This window comes from Noviherbaspirillum saxi, assembly GCF_003591035.1.
GTDB classification, from domain to species: Bacteria; Pseudomonadota; Gammaproteobacteria; order Burkholderiales; family Burkholderiaceae_D; genus Noviherbaspirillum; species Noviherbaspirillum saxi.
On the sequence record NZ_QYUO01000002.1, the window covers coordinates 1,380,594 to 1,397,947 of the forward strand.

General features: G+C 57.0%; 19 protein-coding genes. 14 read left to right on the forward strand and 5 right to left on the reverse strand.

What is annotated here, in order from left to right; all coding sequences use genetic code 11:
• Window position 1: 1 nt before the first annotated feature.
• Window positions 2-1,627 (reverse strand): 6-hydroxynicotinate reductase, encoded by a 1,626-nt coding sequence (locus D3871_RS21990; RefSeq protein WP_119771164.1) that lies wholly within the window; start codon window positions 1,625-1,627, stop codon window positions 2-4.
• Between the two features lie 479 nt (window positions 1,628-2,106).
• On the opposite strand from D3871_RS21990, the gene D3871_RS21995 reads away from it, so the two are divergent.
• From D3871_RS21995 to D3871_RS22010, 4 genes are all read left to right on the forward strand, one after another.
• The gene (locus D3871_RS21995; RefSeq protein WP_119771165.1) at window positions 2,107-2,880 is read left to right on the forward strand and encodes a ferredoxin--NADP reductase; all 774 of its coding nucleotides are present in this window, start codon (window positions 2,107-2,109) and stop codon (window positions 2,878-2,880) included.
• A gap of 64 nt (window positions 2,881-2,944) precedes the next feature.
• A complete protein-coding gene (locus tag D3871_RS22000) occupies window positions 2,945-3,652 on the forward strand; it encodes a TetR/AcrR family transcriptional regulator (protein WP_119771166.1) in 708 nt (235 codons plus the stop codon).
• Between the two features lie 84 nt (window positions 3,653-3,736).
• Window positions 3,737-4,939, forward strand: a complete 1,203-nt coding sequence (locus D3871_RS22005; RefSeq protein WP_119771167.1) for an amidohydrolase family protein — start codon at window positions 3,737-3,739, stop codon at window positions 4,937-4,939.
• 130 nt (window positions 4,940-5,069) lie between these two features.
• On the forward strand, window positions 5,070-5,261 hold the full coding sequence (locus D3871_RS22010) for a hypothetical protein (protein ID WP_119771168.1): 192 nt from the start codon (window positions 5,070-5,072) through the stop codon (window positions 5,259-5,261).
• Window positions 5,262-5,278: 17 nt separating this feature from the next.
• On the opposite strand, the gene D3871_RS22015 is transcribed toward D3871_RS22010, so the two are convergent.
• On the reverse strand, window positions 5,279-6,412 hold the full coding sequence (locus tag D3871_RS22015) for an HPP family protein (RefSeq protein ID WP_119771169.1): 1,134 nt from the start codon (window positions 6,410-6,412) through the stop codon (window positions 5,279-5,281).
• A gap of 298 nt (window positions 6,413-6,710) precedes the next feature.
• Here D3871_RS22015 and D3871_RS31420 point away from each other — a divergent pair, with 298 nt between their 5' ends.
• The 8 genes from D3871_RS31420 (at window position 6,711) to D3871_RS22055 (ending at window position 13,219) form a co-directional block, all read left to right on the forward strand.
• The gene (locus tag D3871_RS31420; RefSeq protein ID WP_119771170.1) at window positions 6,711-8,408 is read left to right on the forward strand and encodes a methyl-accepting chemotaxis protein; all 1,698 of its coding nucleotides are present in this window, start codon (window positions 6,711-6,713) and stop codon (window positions 8,406-8,408) included.
• A 333-nt stretch (window positions 8,409-8,741) separates the two neighbouring features.
• Window positions 8,742-9,791 carry a cyclase family protein gene (locus D3871_RS22025; RefSeq protein ID WP_119771171.1) on the forward strand — a complete coding sequence of 350 codons (1,050 nt, stop codon included), beginning with the start codon at window positions 8,742-8,744 and terminating at the stop codon, window positions 9,789-9,791.
• Between the two features lie 78 nt (window positions 9,792-9,869).
• A complete protein-coding gene (locus D3871_RS22030; protein ID WP_119771172.1) occupies window positions 9,870-10,871 on the forward strand; it encodes a tripartite tricarboxylate transporter substrate binding protein in 1,002 nt (333 codons plus the stop codon).
• 157 nt (window positions 10,872-11,028) lie between these two features.
• On the forward strand, window positions 11,029-11,361 hold the full coding sequence (locus D3871_RS22035) for a BON domain-containing protein (RefSeq protein WP_119771173.1): 333 nt from the start codon (window positions 11,029-11,031) through the stop codon (window positions 11,359-11,361).
• 305 nt (window positions 11,362-11,666) lie between these two features.
• The gene (locus D3871_RS22040; protein ID WP_119771174.1) at window positions 11,667-12,017 is read left to right on the forward strand and encodes a PilZ domain-containing protein; all 351 of its coding nucleotides are present in this window, start codon (window positions 11,667-11,669) and stop codon (window positions 12,015-12,017) included.
• Window positions 12,018-12,331: 314 nt separating this feature from the next.
• Window positions 12,332-12,562, forward strand: a complete 231-nt coding sequence (locus tag D3871_RS22045) for a hypothetical protein (protein WP_119771175.1) — start codon at window positions 12,332-12,334, stop codon at window positions 12,560-12,562.
• Window positions 12,563-12,609: 47 nt separating this feature from the next.
• Entirely contained in the window at window positions 12,610-12,807 is a 198-nt protein-coding gene (locus D3871_RS22050; protein WP_119771497.1) for a hypothetical protein, read from the forward strand.
• 70 nt (window positions 12,808-12,877) lie between these two features.
• Window positions 12,878-13,219 carry a hypothetical protein gene (locus D3871_RS22055; RefSeq protein WP_119771176.1) on the forward strand — a complete coding sequence of 114 codons (342 nt, stop codon included), beginning with the start codon at window positions 12,878-12,880 and terminating at the stop codon, window positions 13,217-13,219.
• A gap of 85 nt (window positions 13,220-13,304) precedes the next feature.
• Here the strand turns inward: D3871_RS22055 and D3871_RS22060 are convergent, their stop codons facing one another.
• Entirely contained in the window at window positions 13,305-14,429 is a 1,125-nt protein-coding gene (locus D3871_RS22060) for a hypothetical protein (RefSeq protein ID WP_158598016.1), read from the reverse strand.
• A gap of 195 nt (window positions 14,430-14,624) precedes the next feature.
• A complete protein-coding gene (locus D3871_RS31760; RefSeq protein WP_420799679.1) occupies window positions 14,625-14,909 on the reverse strand; it encodes a hypothetical protein in 285 nt (94 codons plus the stop codon).
• A 344-nt stretch (window positions 14,910-15,253) separates the two neighbouring features.
• Here D3871_RS31760 and D3871_RS22070 point away from each other — a divergent pair, with 344 nt between their 5' ends.
• Together D3871_RS22070 and D3871_RS22075 are read left to right on the forward strand one after the other, a co-directional pair.
• Window positions 15,254-16,243, forward strand: coding sequence for a Bug family tripartite tricarboxylate transporter substrate binding protein (locus D3871_RS22070; protein ID WP_119771178.1), 990 nt, complete (start codon window positions 15,254-15,256; stop codon window positions 16,241-16,243).
• A 44-nt stretch (window positions 16,244-16,287) separates the two neighbouring features.
• Window positions 16,288-17,118: an IclR family transcriptional regulator gene (locus tag D3871_RS22075; RefSeq protein ID WP_119771179.1), complete on the forward strand. Its 831-nt coding sequence runs from the start codon at window positions 16,288-16,290 to the stop codon at window positions 17,116-17,118.
• 66 nt (window positions 17,119-17,184) lie between these two features.
• Here D3871_RS22075 and D3871_RS30355 read toward each other — a convergent pair whose 3' ends face one another.
• Complete coding sequence (locus D3871_RS30355; RefSeq protein ID WP_158598017.1) at window positions 17,185-17,322, reverse strand: hypothetical protein; 138 nt, start codon at window positions 17,320-17,322, stop codon at window positions 17,185-17,187.
• Window positions 17,323-17,354: the final 32 nt, after the last annotated feature.

Sequence of the window (17,354 nt, forward strand, 5' to 3'; positions counted from 1 at the left end):
CTCAGCCAAGCATGGGGCCGACTGCCGCCGGCCATGCATTGATGTCGGGTTGCTGCATCCACTTGCGCTGCGCCGGCGCACCGTCGTTGTGCCACGCGCCGTGTTCCAGTACCGATGACAGCGAACGCACATACTCCATATGCCCTCCCAACGCTTCGTAGTCGGACAGTCGCATGGTGAATTCAATGGGCGCGACGATCGCGGGCGTCGGCACCGTGCCGAAGCTATTGTCAGGCATCCGGCTCACATCTGTCATGACGGTAATGCCACCGCCCGGCCATACATAGGCCGGCGCGCCGCCACAGGTGACGTTGACCAGGGCGTGCTTGATCGAACGCGTCAGCAGGACGGGATTTTCGGTCACGCCGGCGCGCAGACTCCCGCCTGCGCCGCCCAGAAACAGCACCGTTGTCAGCGAGGGTTCGCAGTTTTCGCCGATGCGGTCGACTACGGCCTGCACTTCGACCGGCATCGGCATCTGCACCGGCACAAGATTCTCATCGAGCACAAACCATGCGGCGTGTTCGCCGGTCGTGGACGTCATCAATAGTTGCAGACCGGGCCACGCCACCTTGGCGTCCCAGCCTTCGATAATACTGAGCGGATCTGCGATGTCGGTCCCGCCCCAGCCTGTGCCCGGATTGGCCACCTGAAAATAGCGGCCCGGCGTGGATTTGCGTCCGCGTATCTTGACGCCGGAAGGCGGTATGTCGAGACAGCGCCCGGCCTGATGTTCGGTCAAGACGCCCGTGATGTGGTCGTCGACCACAATCACTTCGTCTGCCTTGCCGAATACCTGTTTCGCAAAGATGCCGATGGTGGCGGAGCCGCACCCGACCCGCATGCGCTGCTCTTCGACGCCGTTGACAATGGGCGCGCGACCGGCCTGGACGACGATTTGCGATCCGCCGTCTATGGTGATTTCGGCGGCCTGCTTATTACCGAGTAATTGCATGATTTCCGCAGTCAGGCGCCCTTCTTTCTTGCTGCCGCCGGTCAGATGATGTACGCCGCCGAGCGACAGCATCTGCGAACCGTATTCGGCGGTGGTGACGTGGCCGACGACTTCGCCCTTGTAGCGGATATTGGCTTGTTCGGGACCAAGGTAGCGGTCGGTATCGATCTTGATCTTGAAGCTGCAGTAACTGAAGATGCCTTCGGTAACCACAGTCACCATGTCGACATCGGCTGCCTTCGATGAAACGATGAAGGGGGCCGGCTTGTAATCGGGATAGGTGGTCGATGAGCCTACGCCGGTCACGAATACCTCGTCGGCCTGGAGCAGATCGCCGCTCCAGGAACCGGACGGGGCAGCGGCGCCGGCAGCTTCCTGCGCTGTGGGTGAATGCTCCGCTGCCTGCTGTCGCCCGACGAACGGTACCACCGGGTTGTCGCCGGCCGCGACCGCCTTTTTCAACAGAATCACCGGATCGACCCGTACCAGCGTGCCGCCGATGTTGGCGTAGCGGTCGCACGCGCCGGATCGCCCTTCGGTGATCTGACACAGTACCGGACAGGCATTGCATTCGATTTTGTCGCCCGCCATGCGTTCGCTGCGCGGTTTGGCCCGTTCAAGCACCTGAGGCTCGAATCCTGGCAATCCGTCGGTCTTCGTATGCTCCGTCATGTTGAATCTCCCGGTCAGGCTGGTACAACTTGCAAGCGTGTAAATGTAGTGTACACTACATTTTCGTTTAGTGTACACTACATATTCATGTAGAATTCACTACATTGAAATCGAATTCAAAGTGTCCGAAATGACCGGAAACCCGCGTATTTGCAGGCCTGAAAGGAATTTCGGAAAGGCGTGGAGACTGCATCGAAGATATAGGTAGCGTCATTTGTCTTGACCGCAAACCGAATGGGCCGCAGCTACGGGACTCATGCTGCCGCGAAACGTAGGATTGGCTCGCAAGACGGGCCGTTGCAAAAAAGGAAATATTGCGCCGACCCCAGCGCTGACCTGGTGATGGAGTTGCCCAGGAGACCAAAGTCGAAAAATCCGACTGCCAATGCAGAGACCTGAAGGCAACAAACAGGTAAACTTGCATATTTGGTGCGCGGAACGCGCACACGGATTTTTTTATTGCCTGTTACGGAGAAAGCATGAGTGCCTTTAACGAAGAACGTGTCCTGACCGTCCATCACTGGAACGGCAGCCTGTTCACGTTCACCACGACACGTGATTCGACGCTGCGGTTCAGCAACGGCCATTTCACGATGATCGGCCTGCGAGTCAACGGTAAACCGCTGCTGCGGGCGTACAGTATCGTCAGCGCCAACTACGAAGAACACCTGGAATTCCTGAGCATCAAGGTGCCGGAGGGTCCGCTGACCTCGCGCCTGCAGAATATCCAGGTTGGCGACACTGTGATCGTTGGCCGCAAGCCGACCGGTACCCTGGTCATTGATTATCTGTTGCCCGGCAAGCGGCTTTATCTGCTATCGACCGGCACCGGCCTTGCTCCTTTCATGAGCATCATCCGTGATCCGGAAACCTATGAAAAGTTCGAACAGGTGATCCTGGTCCACGGCGTGCGTACCGCCGACGAACTGGCCTACCACGATCTGCTGGTCGAACACCTGCCGAACCATGAATTCCTGGGCGACCTGGTGACCAGCAAGCTGCGCTATTACCCGACCGTGACCCGCGAACAGTACAGGAACATGGGACGCATCACGGACCTGATCGAGAACGGCAAGCTGTTCTCTGACCTCGGTGTGCCTGATCTTGATCGCGAAACCGATCGCGTCATGATCTGCGGCAGTCCAGCCATGCTGCGCGATCTCAAGCGCATGCTGGAAGCGCGCAAATTCACCGAGGGGAATACTTCCACACCGGGCGACTTTGTGATCGAGCGCGCGTTCGCAGAACAGTGAGCGCGATAACGATTCCCGCAACGGGCTCGACGACAGCCCTGGCGACTTTCGAATAGCATCCAATATGGCGACCACTTCCTCCCGGCGCGGCACTGCAAGTACGGCTTCGGCCAAGCGTCCGCGCCAGAGGGAGCTCGCCGCGCAATCGACGCAGGAAAGCATCCTGCGCGCCGCCACCAAGGTGTTTGCCAAGCACGGCTTCGCAGGCGGTCGTATCGAACAGATATCGAAAGCGGCGAATTCGCATGACCGCATGATTTACTACTACTTCGGCAGCAAGGAAGAGTTGTTCATCGCGGTCATCGAAGATGCCTATCGGCGCTTCAATGAAGCCGAATCGAAAGTCGTCTTGAGCCTCGAAGATCCGGTCGAGGACATGAAGACCATCGTTCGCTTCATGTGGAACTACTACCAGCAGCATCCCGAATTCATCACGCTACTCAACAGCGAAAATCTGCACCGGGGCAAGCACATCTCTAAATCCCTGCGCGCGCGCGAATATTCGTCGGCCGCGATTTCCCTGCTTGATGGCGTGCTCGCCAAAGGCGCGGCGTCCGGCGTTTTCCGCGCGGATCTGCGTGCTCGCGACATCTATCTGATGAGTGCCGCACTCGCCTATTTTTATTTGTCCAATCGTTTCACCCTGTCCGCATTTCTTGGCGAAAACCTGGACGAACCCGAAGCCCTGGCGCAATGGGAAGCCTTCATTACCGCAGCGGTGATCAGGCAGGTTTCGGCCAAGGTCGAAACAAGCGAAACTGCGGCGGCTTGAATTTGAAACGTTCTATAACTTTTTTCGATTGAATCCACGTTCCGGACCTTGCCGGAGCGGGGTTGCTGAAACAGGAGGCGGGCCATGGCAGATGCAGCAAGCGTTCAGAAATCCGGAAAAGTCGTCATCAAAAACATCGGGCTTTTGTTGTCCGGCGATATAGATCAGCCTATCCTCTCGGCTGACACAATCGTGGTGAACGACGGAATTATTACCGCAGTAGGCAAAGCTACCGACTGTGATATCGAACGCGCTGATGTCGTGATTGACGCCCGCAAGACATGCGTGGCGCCCGGCCTGATCGACAGTCATGTCCATCCCGTCTTCGGCGACTGGACACCGCGCCAGAACCAGCTCGGCTGGATCGATTCCACGATGAACGGCGGCGTCACCACCATGATCTCCGCGGGCGAAGTGCATCTTCCTGGCAGGCCCAAGGATATCGTCGGCCTCAAGGCATTGGCGATCACCGCGCAGCGTGCATTCGACAATTTCAGGCCGGGCGGCGTCAAGGTGCTTGCCGGTGCGCCGGTCATTGAAAAAGGCATGACCGAACACGATTTCAAGGAACTGGCCGAAGCCGGCGTAAGCCTGCTCGGTGAGGTCGGCCTGGGATCGGTCAAGGCCGGCGAAGAAGCGCAAAGAATGGTGGCATGGGCCCGCAAGTACGGCATTCAAAGCACCATCCATACGGGTGGCCCATCGATTCCCGGATCGGGCCTGATCGACAAGGATGTGGTGCTCGAAGCCGATGCCGATGTAATCGGCCACATCAACGGCGGACATACTGCACTGCCCGAAGCCCATGTCTGCGAGCTGTGCGAAAAATCCAGCCGCGCCATTGAAATCGTCCACAACGGCAACGAGCGCGTGGCGATTGCGGCCGCTCAGATGGCGATGCAGCTCAAGTGTCCGCATCGCGTCATCCTCGGCACCGACGGACCGGCGGGATCGGGCGTACAGCCGCTGGGCATACTGCGCATGATTTCGCTGTTGTCGAGCATAGGACGCATTCCGGCCGAACTGGTGTTCTGTTTCGCCACCGGCAATACCGCCCGCATACGCAAGCTGAATTGCGGCTTGATCGAACCGGGCCGGGCAGCCGATTTCGTATTCATGGACAAGGCCCAGCATTCGGCCGGCCGCGACCTGCTCGATAGCATACAACTCGGCGATATACCCGGCGTCGGCATGGTGGTTATCGATGGCATCGTGCGCTGCGGGCGTAGCCGCAACACGCCGCCGGCAACGGAAATCCCTGTGGCAACCACGATGTCCGCGCATTAAACGGCTCGACCGAGAGAGTTCCTCAAATGGATGCCGGCGAATGAAAATCGCGCCGACATCCATCGAAAAAATTCACTTTTTATCTTGACGGTACGAATTTACACTCCCATGACACATCACAGGGGTGATCATGAAAGCGTCGGAATTAGTTTCCGAATTATCCAACCTGATTGCCCAATTCGGCGACCTGAACGTCGCCTACGATTGCGATTCCGTTTTGACGGAAAGCATATCTTTTGAGGTACTGGATGCACCGTATTTGAGCGCTCCCGTATTTGTGGTTCACCTTTTGGAAACCGGCAACGAGGGCTCGCTGATCTGATCGACCGATCGAGGATACTAATTTCCCACAGCCTGCATCACAGGCACCCTCGACGCCTCCAGGCCCCTGCGGTACAAAGCAGCCACCAGGTCCGACTGCGTAATGATTCCTACGATCGAGCGGGACTCGTCGACCACCGGCAAGTGATGAAATCCCCGGTCGGAAAAAAGAGGCACCAATTCCATAATGGTCTGCGTCGCATGGGCCACCTGCACTTTCGTCGTCATGATGTCGCGCATGCACACGGCATTACGCAGCCGTGGCGGACCGCCATCCGCTGCCGCAACCAGATCCCGGAGCGTCACGATACCGATGAGTCGCTTGGTCGAGTTCACCACCGGAAGGCTGGACAAATCATGCTGGCTCAACACGGCCCATGCCTGCGCGACCGTCATATCCGGACGCGCGAAGACGATATCCCTGGACATGATGTCGGCGCAGCGAATATCGCCCGAGCGTCGGCTGAAGGCCCGCAATTCGGCTTGCAGGAAGATTTCCTGCAGGTCGTCTTCATTGACATCCAGCAGTTCGTCATATTCCTTGATCGCGGCATCAAGATCGGCACGCGTGAATCCCAGACGTTCGACGGGCGGCGGATCCGACGTGCCGTGACGATTTCCCTGATGCGGTTGGTGCGGATAGCGACGCCGCAACAGATTATTGAATACCAGCGCCATGAGTAGGAGAAAGCCGGAGTTGATCGCGACGGGAAATATGACGAATCCATAACCAAGTGTAGTTACTGCCGGTCCGCCAAGGACTGCCGTCAGGGCGACCGCACCGCCCGGCGGATGCAGACAGCGCAAGCTGAACATGGCGGCGATCGCCATGGCGCCTGCGACCGCGGCCGCGACCGCCGGGTCAGGGATCCATTTGGCGCAGGTCACGCCGATGAGTGCCGATATCACATTGCCGCCGATGATGGACCATGGCTGGGCCAGCGGGCTGGCAGGCACGGCAAATAACAGTACGGCGGACGCGCCTATCGGTGCGATGAACCACGGATTGGCTTCGCCGAACGTAATGCGGCTGAACCATTCGGCAAATCCGATTCCTACGCATGCGCCCAGGCACGCGATCGCTTTCTCGCGGCGCGCAGCCAGGATGGGAGCCGGGATGAAGCTTTTCAGCCAGGCTAGAAGCTCGCTCATGTCTTGATTCCGAATTCAAAAACCGCGGGCAATATAGCATGCTGCTCGCCAGTCGCTAACACATGCTAGACATGCATAGTCAGTTACCGCTCTGCAACTAAAAGTTAAATAAGTTAGTATTTGCCTGTTTCAAATAATTTCCCGGACACAATATTGTCGATTTTTCGTTTAGGTGAATAACCCATACACAACCTATTCGAACAGATAATTTGGTCAAAAATTTATCGTAACCAAAATCTCAATCCCAACACACTCGAGGCGCAAACGTCCGCGCTTATGTTGTTCCACAGGAGTTAAGATGAATCTGTCAAATATGAAAGTCAGCACCCGTCTTGTCGCAGGTTTTGGTCTTGTTATCGCCCTGTTGCTGACGATGAGCGCAGTGGGTCTCTGGCGCCTCTCGCAAGTCGAAGCAAAACTGGAAAAGATCGTCAACGACAATGTCTATCGGTTGAACCTTAACCAGACCATGTCGGAATCCGTGCACATCGTCTCGCGCGTCATCCGCTCGATAGTGTTGCTGGACGACCAGGCCGCGATAGATGACGAATTCAAAAAGATCCTGGACGCGCGCAAGGCTTATGACGATGCGGCCGCCGCTCTTGAAAAACTGCCAGCCAGCGAAGCAGGCGCAGCAATACGTGCCAAGACACGGGAAGCACTTGGTATCGCGCGCGCGCTCAATCAGAAAGTGATGGACCTTGCCAAGGAAAACAAGGATGACGAAGCGACCGAACTCCTGCTAAAGGAAGCCAGCCCTGCGTCGAAACGCTGGCAGGACGCGCTGGATGAAAATATCCACCTGCAGGAGACAGGCAATAAAAAGGACGCCGCCGAAGCACAGGCATCGTATGAAAACGCTTTCGCCACGATGCTGATCATGTGCGGCATAGCCATTGCCATCGCCGTGGCCGCTGCCGTTCTTATTGCACGCAGTTTGTTGAAGCAACTAGGCGGCGAACCGGGCTACGCGGCATCGATTGCCGAAAAAATCGCAGCCGGCGATCTGACGGTCGATGTCGAATTGCACAATGGCGATCAGTCCAGCCTGCTATATGCAATGCGTGCAATGCGCGACAGCCTGGTGAACATCGTTGGCGAAGTCCGTGCCGGCACTGATACGATCGCCACGGCTTCGGCCCAGATCGCCGCTGGCAATACCGATCTGTCATCCCGTACCGAACAACAGGCCAGTTCGCTGGAAGAAACCGCCTCATCGATGGAGGAACTGACTTCGACAGTGAAACAGAATGCCGACAATGCGCGTCAGGCCAATGCATTGGCGGCAACCGCTTCCGAGATCGCCAACCGGGGTGGTAATGTGGTTGCTCAGGTGGTCGATACCATGGGTTCGATCAATGAGTCGTCACGCAAGATCGTCGACATCATCAGTGTCATCGATGGCATCGCATTTCAAACCAATATTCTCGCGTTGAACGCAGCCGTCGAAGCCGCACGTGCGGGCGAACAGGGCCGTGGCTTTGCCGTAGTGGCTAGTGAAGTGAGAAATCTGGCGCAACGTTCGGCGGCGGCGGCAAAGGAGATCAAGTTCCTGATCGACAGTTCCGTCGAGAAAGTGGAGTCCGGTGCAAAGCTGGTGGATCATGCGGGCGAAACCATGCATGAAATCGTCGACAGCGTGAAACGGGTGACCGATATCATGGCTGAAATTACCGCGGCAAGCCAGGAACAGACCGCAGGCATCGAACAGATCAACCAGGCGATTTCGCAGATGGATCAGGTAACGCAGCAGAATGCCGCGCTGGTCGAAGAGGCAGCCGCAGCGGCAGAGGCGATGCAGGATCAATCGCAAAAACTGGGACAGGTCGTCGGTGTCTTCAAGATCAATGCCAGCAGCGAGCATTATTCCGCTGCACCCTCGTCTCCGAAGCGCAGCGCTTCCAATTCCGTCGCGGTGGCCCGCAAGCCCGTGTCGCTGCCGGCGGCGCGTCGGGCCGTGACACCCGCCGCCGGCAATGACTGGGAAGAGTTCTAGGATTTCACTTTTTATTACCAGTATCCTTCGCAAGGCGCATGCATTCCGGCATGCGCCTTTTTCTTTTTTAAAACCGGATTGCATGTGCTCAAGCAAGGATGACGGTGGCTTGTCATTTTCGCAGAGCAAAACATGGTTTTAAAAGTGTTGACTATTGCGCAAGCTTCAACTAGCGTGGATTGCCGCAGTAGTTTAGGGGTGCGAACAGGTCGTTTGCGTAGGCAACAGGATCCGCTCTTCCCTTCCGGGAAAGCGAATGAAATCCTTCGGTGCAATCGGCGGTGGCGGCAAGCTTGCAGGCAATAAAAACAACGCGAAACGAGGAGACAACACATGCGCTGGAAAAACCGGCCTCCCGGCTCCAACTGGGGCGACTTCGGCCTGGACGATCAACTTGGGCGAGTCAACCTGATCCAGGCGGAACAGGTGCTGAAGGGCGCAGCCGAAATACGCGCAGGACGCAGTTTCTGCCTTTCGCTGCCGCTGGATCTACCCGGCGGCAATCTGCTCAATCCGCGCCGTCATCCGCCGCGTCTGGAACCCACTTACCGCGACGGCAAGCCGGTGCTCAACTTTCCGATGGCTCGCATCGACAAGGACAGTATCGACGTGGTGTCGGATGACCAAGTGCTGATTTCGCTCCAGTACTCGACGCAATGGGATTCGCTTGCGCATGTCGGCGCGCGCTTCGATGCGGATGGCGATGGGCACGAAGAACTGGTGTATTACAACGGTTATCGTGCCGACCATGACGTCAAAGGTCCGATGCAATACGGCGAGCATGGCGAAGAAACCGCATGCGGCTGCGATGGTCGCAACCTCTCGTTTGCGGGCGCGCTGGGCATCGAAAACATGGCGGTCCATGGCATGCAGGGGCGTGGTGTACTGGTCGACCTGGCGCGTCATTTCGGCGAGCAACGCAAGCTGATCGGTTTTGACGAGTTGCAGGAAGTCATGCATGCCGACGGTGTCGAAATCGAAGCGGGCGATTTTCTGGTACTGAGGACCGGCTTTGCCGAAGTCGTGACCAGAATGGCCGGCGATCCCGATCCCGAGGTGCTGCACCATTCCTGCAGTGTGCTGAACGGTCGCGACGCGCGTCTGCTGGAGTGGATAAGTGATTCGGGGATTGCCGCGATCTGCGCCGATAACTACGCGGTGGAAGCCTATCCCGCCGCGGAAGCCCATGGCAGGAAATCGATTCTTCCTTTGCATCACCATTGCCTGTTCAAGCTGGGCATTCCGCTTGGCGAACTCTGGTATTTACCCGAACTTGCCTCCTGGCTGCATGACAATGGCCGCAACCGTTTCATGCTGACCGCGCCGCCGTTGCGCCTGCCGGGCGCGGTGGGATCGCCTGTTACGCCCATCGCTACCGTATAGATCAAGCTGGATCAAGCCATCCGGCACGACGGCGATCGACAATAAGACACTGCATTCTCTTCAACGAAAGATTCAACCATGAACATACATATCACCATTCGCAGCTTGCTTACAGCGGCATGCGCGGCGCTGTCCTTCGCAGCCTCTTCGGTTTCCGCACAAAGTTATCCGACCAAACCAGTGACCATCGTCGTGCCTTTCGCGCCGGGTGGCACCACCGACATCCTTGCACGCGCAGTCGGCGCCGAACTGGGCAAGGCGCTGGGGCAGCAATTCATCATTGACAACCGGCCCGGCGCGGGCGGCAATATCGGCACGCAACTCGTATCTCGTGCCGCAGCGGACGGCTATACGCTGCTGATGGGAACGGTAGGCACACATGGCATCAACCAGTCGCTGTATCCGAAACTTCCATATGATCCGATCAAGGACTTTGCGCCGGTCACGCTGGTCGCATCGGTGCCGAACGTACTTGTGGTGAACACGGCATTTGCCGAGAAAAACAAGATCACCGATATAAAGAGCTTCCTGGCGCATGTCAAAGCCAATCCGGGACGCCTGAATATGGCTTCGGCGGGCAACGGTACCTCCATTCATCTTGCCGGAGAATTGTTCAAGACGCAGACCAAAACCTTCATGGTGCATATTCCTTATCGCGGCTCGTCGCCTGCCATTGCCGATCTGATCGGAGGACAAGCTGACCTGATGTTCGACAATTTGCCTTCCGCGATTGGCCATATCAAATCCGGTCGTCTGCTCGCCCTCGGCGTGACCAGCAGCAAACCCTCGGCCGCATTGCCGCAGGTGCCCGCCATCGCGCAGACCGGCGGAGACCTCGCCGGCTACGAGGCCAGCTCCTGGTTCGGCATCCTCGCCCCAGCCGGCACACCGAAGGAAATCGTCGGCAAGCTGCAGCAGGAAATCAGCAAGGCACTGTCAGCGCCGTCCGTCAAAGAGAAGCTGCAGGCGCAAGGCGCAGAGCCAGTCGGTAATACACCGGAACAGTTCGCAGCACATATCCAGGCAGAGACCCGCAAATGGGCAAAGGTGGTCAAGGACTCCGGCGCCAAGGTCGATTGATCACTTCCCTCCCTGCATTGCCTGCCATTCGCTTCTCTCCGGCAGGCATGCCGGAAATCCGATTGCATGGTGTTAAGCAGACAAAGATGGTCTGCGGTAAATTACTAGCCGGGAGCGTTACCGCATTTATCATTCATCCGCTTACTAGGAGACCCATATGAAAACTATTGCACTGACCGGATTGCTGCTGTCCTCCCTCCTGCTCGCGGGATGTGCCGGCATGACCGACTCGCAAGGCAAGGCATCGGCGCCTGCACCACAAGCGGCAAACAGCGACGCGACCATCAGCCAAAAGGTAAAGGACGGCCTCCAAGGGGATCCCGATACCGCAGGACAAAAAGTCAATGTCGACACCGCGCAAGGCAAGGTCACGCTGAAAGGCGAAGTCCAGTCCGTCGCCGCATTTCGCAAGGCGCCAACCATTGCGAAAGCCGTCGCCGGGGTTGTGGCGGTCGACAACCAGTTGATCGTCTGCATGACCTGCAAATAGGGCGGGCGCAGGACACACTTCCTTCAAGGGCGCTCGCATTCGGGCGCCCTTCTTGTAACGAAGACGCCATCGCCAAAGGAACCGCATCCGGCTTTCTTCGGCATGTATCGATGATGTTGTCAATTGAGCATCTATGCGTGAAATGCTTCGTTTCGCAGATATTGCAATAACGCCTATAATTGCTCCCCGACACGGTGCTGTACGAATCATAAGTACCGACCACCCATACCGCATTTACTTTTTATTCAAGCGCGCGACGTAGGCATTGCTGCGACTGCGCGTCCAACAGCGCCGTACCAGCCAGCATGCTTGTCGATATTGAGCGAAGACTGATCTCCAGAACGCCTTTGCACCATCCTGCAAAGGTACTGGTATCGCGCGACCATCCGTTCGAGGTCGAGACGGTCGACGTGTCCGTCGGCGGTATTGGGGTCGTCGCTTTGCATCCGATACTTCCCGGCACGCCATGTGCGGTTGCCTTCGAACTGTCCATGCCGGAAGGCATGCGGCGCATCAATGCCTGGGGCTCTGTCGTCTACGACAGTCTTTTCGATACACAGCTGCATCGCATCGGCATCACCTTTGTCGATATGGATGCCTATAGCAGGCATTTGCTGCAGCGAGTCGACCAGCATCGGCATGCCACGCATCGATAGTTTCGTTTCGCTCCATATCCGAGGGTATGAATCCCCCGTTTCCAACACATCCTGCGACCTGGATCAAGTTCCGGGCTCAAGCGTGGTCGAACTCTGACGTGCGACAAACGCACGGCTCCGCCTGTGTTTACATTGGTATCAGGCGAACCAAGGGGATGTAAATGAACGGCCCGGATTTTCTTGCCAATGTCCTGCTGGTGATTTTTGTGGTTGCGACAGTTGTTGCTTTTGCAACCGGAACAATTTGATCCACCGGCTCGGCTGCATGGCGCAGGAAATGTTAGAATGCGCGCCTTTTCCCCAAGGCGTATAGCATGTTGTTGATCATAGTCTGGACGGCGTTCGCGACAGCCGCTCTCTTCGGTGCCGGTTATTCGCACTACCGCTATCGTGTGCTGCACAACCGCTATTACGCGGATCTGTTTTCAGGTGCGCCGGCACAGCGCGCCGCTGCCGCCAGCCGGGGTCCGGCCCGTTTCGTTGCCCTGCCGCTGATTATTCTCGCGCTGACCTGTATCCTGGTCCCATTATCCTTTCTTATCTGACCCGCAATCTACTTGAGATTGCTTGCAATAACATCAAGGACATGGCCATGGCTAAAAAAGAAACACTCGATCCCGAAACCCTCGCATTGATTCAATGGTGTACCGAGGTCGAAAAATATCTTGTGGCCGGCGGCGCAACGCTCGCCCAGGCGCAAGAGCATATCGAAGAGGAAGTGGAGTGGTTCACCGACCAGTTCTATGATGGTTTGACTCCGGAAGAAGCAGCCAAAGCCGCACTGAACTGATGCATGCTGCCATAGGGCGTTGACAGACTACGGAGTATAGTGACACCGACAGCATTTTTCCGGGGTTATCATGCAAGAAGCCAATGCACAAATGGCGCTCAGACTTCATCAGATTACCGGCGAACCGCTGGCGCACTGCAGCTATCTGCTGAACCAGACCAAGGGCGATTATGAAACAGCTCTCAAGATCCTGGAACGCATCCTTCAGCAGCGTCAGCAGGAGTCGACCGGACAGACCGCCGAAACGCCGGACGCCGGCTTGACGGACGCTCCGTCGGCCGCATCCGTGGTCGACCTCGAGCACCGGGTGCAGCGCCTGGAAACCCAGCTCGCGCTGCTCGCCGAGACCCTGGATACGGTAAGCGGAAAGCTGACGCTTTTGCTTGAAAAGCTATCCAGCGATCCGCAGTGAGCTTCAACTTCTCTTTCGACTACCGTTAATCGAAAATGCAGTGCCGGCAAGATAACAAGCCGGCGCGATCATCGACTATCACGGATCAATGTCGGATGATCCACTCCCGCGCCGGCATCGCGATGATTTCTGTCGCGTTCGGCTCCCCAGCCCTCACATTGAATGCACTGATGCGCACATTCAGTACGCCGTTCGGCAATGAAGTGGTATCGAAGTTCAGTGTTGCAAACTTGTCGTCCGAAATCGAGAATACGCCCAAGCGCGGCATATATCCGTTGGCCGGCAGCAGTTCGACGTTCTTCAAACCGCTACCGCGTACTTCCAGAGTCACTCGTCCGTTCACGATCTCTCCATGCAGTGGCGCCATGGTCACCGATGCGATGAAACCTGCCGGCGTTCCATTTTGGACATTCCACTGTCGCGCCGGCATCGCCACGATTTCGCTGGCTCCGGGCTGACCGGGCGTGACGTTATAAGCGCTGATCCTCAAGCTATTCGCGCCATCAGGCAATGACCTGGTATCGAAATCGAGCCAAGCCATGCGCCGGTCGGAAGAGACATTGAAAGTGCCATAGATCGGCGCGTAGCCGCTGGCCGGCAGCAGTTCCGCATTGGCGATATTGGAACCGTAAATCTCCAGCCGCATCACACCGCTCACTACGGCTCCGGGAGCAGGCGCCGACGTCAGGCTGGCGCTAAAGCTTCCTGACGGTGGAGCTGCGTTGTTGATGTTCCAGGTACGCGCCGACATGGCGACGATTTCCAGCGCACCCGCCTCCCCGGCCGGCGTGTTGAAAGCGCTTGCCCTGACGCTGAACGGGCCATTGGGCAGCCTGGTGGTGTCCAGGTCCAGCCAGGCGCGCGTCTTGTCCCCTGTGATGTTAAACACGCCATAACGCGGCATATAACCGCTGCCTGGCAATAATTCGACATTGGCCATCTCGTTGCCGCTGACTTCTATTCGGACCACTCCGCTGACACTGGCGCCATTGGCCGGTGCCGCCGGTGCCGACGCAAAGAAAGGCGCATACGGATTACCTGAACATTCGGGGCTGAAGCTACAGCTGTTGAGCGCCCTTCCTTCCGAAGTCCACACGGTCGGACGCAACTGCGTCGTCGTACCAGCGCCCGAAGCACTCACCTCATTCACGTCTCCGCCGCCGCATGCGGCCAGCAGCAAGGCCAGGCTGCACGCGGATACCAACTTCATCTTTCCAAACATGATTTTCTTCTCCAATTGGTATGACCAACGCGTCCTTGAGGAGAGTCGAGTTCTATAAACGGCAAGGTGCGTACGGCTGATGACAGACTCCCTGAATATCACTCTCCAGGTATTTCGTAATCCGATGGAATGCGAACAGGGATTCAGTTTTGTGTAGCGCCGCTCGCGCACGTTTGATGCACCTCAAGCGCGCGGAATTGTGTGCATCTGATGTGACAGTCGCCGTCCATAGCGTTGTAATCGCGCACAAGCGAAGGGATTAATGAACAGGCCTTCCGGGCGTACCGAGAGAATCGCGACCAGCAAGACGAAGGCGATGATGTCCTTGTAATCCGCCGACAATCGCGCCGGGCATGCTGCCCATGCCGCCAGCACGCCGGAGATCGCAAACGTCAGCATCGCAACGCGGTTGGGATCGATGCCGCCGAGGGTCAGTCCGTTAGGGACCTGTTGAAATAGCAAATCCAAACTTGCTCTGCTTTTTTCATTAATTCCCGTGTCGTGCAGCAATCCTTTGTTGCGATCTTCGCCGCATTCGTTCTACAGAAGACAATCAAATGAAATTTACAAGTAAGTAATTTCAGAATATTGTTTTGCTATGCAAAACTAAATCAGCTTATTCCATTTCTAGTTTGCAATTTCAGGTGGCTCAGGCGACATCTATTGCTAAGTTTTTTATAAATTCGGCTATGATGGTTTCCAATTTCAGAATTTAGTTTTGCTCTGAAAAACTAAAGATGAGAAGCAGAAAGTCTTAAGGACGGCAGTACCACGTTGTAAACCCATTTAAAACAAGCTTTTAAGGAGACAACATGATCACCCGCTTTATGTCACGATTTGCACCGGCTGCGATGGCCGCAGCAACCCTCATCGCGATTACGACGACAAACATCGCCAGCGCGCAATCCTATCCGTCCAAACCTATCCACATCATCGTGACCTTTACCCCCGGCGGTGCGCCCGACATTATCGGGCGGCTGCTTGCAGACCGCATGTCGGCTGCCTGGGGGCAGCCGGTCGTCGTGGAAAACAAGCCAGGCGCAGGAGGTAATATCGGTGCAGACGTGGTTGCGAAAGCGCCTGCCGACGGCTATACACTGGTGGTCGGCACGGTCGGTACGCATGCGATCAATGGCGCGCTGTATCCAAAGATGCCATACGACATGGTGAAGGACTTCAGCCCGATCAGTCTGCTGGCCACCACGCCCAATATGCTGGTCGTGCATAACAATGTACCGGCGAAAAACCTGAAGGAGCTCATCGAACTCGGCAAGAAGGACGGCAAGATGACCTTCGCCTCGTCCGGCTCGGGCACATCGATCCATGTATCGGGCGAACTGTTCAAGACGCAGACCGGGATCGACATGCAGCATGTCCCCTACAAAGGCCGGGCCAGTGCGATACCCGACTTGCTGGGTGGCCGGGTCACCATGATGTTCGATAACATGCCGTCGAGCCTGCCGCTGGTACGCGAAGGCAAGCTGCGCGCACTCGGCGTGACGAGCGCAAAGCGCTCCCCGGCCGCACCCGATATTCCTACCATTGCGGAATCGGGCCTGCCCGGCTTCGAGGCGGTGTCCTGGTTCGCGCTGTTCACATCGGCTGGGGTGCCCAAACCTGTGATCGACAAGCTGCAGGCAGAAGTCGCCAAGATTTTGAAATCGCCCGAGGCATCCAAGCGACTGCTCGATATCGGCCTTGAACCCGTGGGCTCCACTGCGGAAGAACTGGCCGCCTACCAGCGCAGTGAAATCGCCAAGTGGAGCAAGGTGGTCAAGGATTCAGGCGCGAAGGCAGAATAGGATCTGCTGCTCCAAGGACCCGCCGTTTTTTCGATGAGACCGAGATGACTCCTTCCGACAGCGACAGAGACAGCGATACCGAGATAGCGCCTTCGGCAACGGCAAGCCGCCACGGTGAAAACCGCTATTTCATTACCGCGCTGTCGCGCGGACTCGATGTGCTTGCCTGCTTCCGCTCCGGCGACATATCACTCAGCAATCAGGAGATATCGGAACGCTGCGGCCTACCGAAATCGACCGTCACCCGCATCGTGTACACGCTGTCGCGGCGCGGTTATCTGATGCCGGTGGAACCGGGCGGCCGGTATGGGCTGGGAACGGCGACCCTTGCCTTGGGAAGTTCGATGTTGGCGCGAATGGATATCCGCCAGTACGCGCGTCCGCTGATGCAGGAACTGGCCGACCAGGCGGGCGCCACGCTCGCGCTGGGGGTACGCGACCGCTTGTCCATCATTTATACCGAAGTGGTACGCAGCACCGCCACGCTCGCCCTCACCCTTCAGGTCGGCTCGCGCATCCCGCTGGCTACCTCGGCAATCGGACGTGCTTACCTCGCAAGCGCGTCCGAACCCGAACGCAATGCCATCATGCGTCTGGCGCATGAACTGGACGACTCGGCAGCCGAATCGATACGCGAAGGTATTGCCCGGGGAAAAATCGATCTGCAAGAATATGGCTGCACCACGTCGTTCGGCGAGTGGCAGAAAGATGTGAATGGCATTGCGGTTGCGTTTCGCACGACGGGGACCATCCCCACCATGGTAATGAATTGCGGCGGCCCGTCTTCCAGCCTGTCGCGCGAATTTTTGCTGGAGGAGGTAAGACCAAAACTGCTGGCCATGGCCAAGCGTTTCGAATCGTCGGCTTTTTCCTGAGCGGAGTCAGGCAGTTCCGGTATTTATCCCGGACCATTGACATGGTTTCAACCTTACTCTCTGCGCTTAAAAGCTTGCATTCACCGGGTCAAATGACGCAAATTTACCGGTATGCCCCATCGACAATGCAACTTTTACAAATGTTGAAGCGATAACCCTGAAAAATGCAGGCGCAAAACTTGCAGCGATGTCGAGCGCAGCCATTTAATTCAATGGACAACTGCTTTCTACCTTCT

What these genes read in the sequence shown, in the direction of transcription:
- D3871_RS21990 (WP_119771164.1), bottom strand. Translation starts at nt 1,627, where the DNA reads ATGACGGAGCATACGAAGACCGACGGATTGCCAGGATTCGAGCCTCAG.
- D3871_RS21995 (WP_119771165.1), top strand. Translation starts at nt 2,107, where the DNA reads ATGAGTGCCTTTAACGAAGAACGTGTCCTGACCGTCCATCACTGGAAC.
- D3871_RS22000 (WP_119771166.1), top strand. Translation starts at nt 2,945, where the DNA reads ATGGCGACCACTTCCTCCCGGCGCGGCACTGCAAGTACGGCTTCGGCC.
- D3871_RS22005 (WP_119771167.1), top strand. Translation starts at nt 3,737, where the DNA reads ATGGCAGATGCAGCAAGCGTTCAGAAATCCGGAAAAGTCGTCATCAAA.
- D3871_RS22010 (WP_119771168.1), top strand. Translation starts at nt 5,070, where the DNA reads ATGAAAGCGTCGGAATTAGTTTCCGAATTATCCAACCTGATTGCCCAA.
- D3871_RS22015 (WP_119771169.1), bottom strand. Translation starts at nt 6,412, where the DNA reads ATGAGCGAGCTTCTAGCCTGGCTGAAAAGCTTCATCCCGGCTCCCATC.
- D3871_RS31420 (WP_119771170.1), top strand. Translation starts at nt 6,711, where the DNA reads ATGAATCTGTCAAATATGAAAGTCAGCACCCGTCTTGTCGCAGGTTTT.
- D3871_RS22025 (WP_119771171.1), top strand. Translation starts at nt 8,742, where the DNA reads ATGCGCTGGAAAAACCGGCCTCCCGGCTCCAACTGGGGCGACTTCGGC.
- D3871_RS22030 (WP_119771172.1), top strand. Translation starts at nt 9,870, where the DNA reads ATGAACATACATATCACCATTCGCAGCTTGCTTACAGCGGCATGCGCG.
- D3871_RS22035 (WP_119771173.1), top strand. Translation starts at nt 11,029, where the DNA reads ATGAAAACTATTGCACTGACCGGATTGCTGCTGTCCTCCCTCCTGCTC.
- D3871_RS22040 (WP_119771174.1), top strand. Translation starts at nt 11,667, where the DNA reads ATGCTTGTCGATATTGAGCGAAGACTGATCTCCAGAACGCCTTTGCAC.
- D3871_RS22045 (WP_119771175.1), top strand. Translation starts at nt 12,332, where the DNA reads ATGTTGTTGATCATAGTCTGGACGGCGTTCGCGACAGCCGCTCTCTTC.
- D3871_RS22050 (WP_119771497.1), top strand. Translation starts at nt 12,610, where the DNA reads ATGGCTAAAAAAGAAACACTCGATCCCGAAACCCTCGCATTGATTCAA.
- D3871_RS22055 (WP_119771176.1), top strand. Translation starts at nt 12,878, where the DNA reads ATGCAAGAAGCCAATGCACAAATGGCGCTCAGACTTCATCAGATTACC.
- D3871_RS22060 (WP_158598016.1), bottom strand. Translation starts at nt 14,429, where the DNA reads ATGAAGTTGGTATCCGCGTGCAGCCTGGCCTTGCTGCTGGCCGCATGC.
- D3871_RS22070 (WP_119771178.1), top strand. Translation starts at nt 15,254, where the DNA reads ATGATCACCCGCTTTATGTCACGATTTGCACCGGCTGCGATGGCCGCA.
- D3871_RS22075 (WP_119771179.1), top strand. Translation starts at nt 16,288, where the DNA reads ATGACTCCTTCCGACAGCGACAGAGACAGCGATACCGAGATAGCGCCT.
- D3871_RS30355 (WP_158598017.1), bottom strand. Translation starts at nt 17,322, where the DNA reads ATGGCTGCGCTCGACATCGCTGCAAGTTTTGCGCCTGCATTTTTCAGG.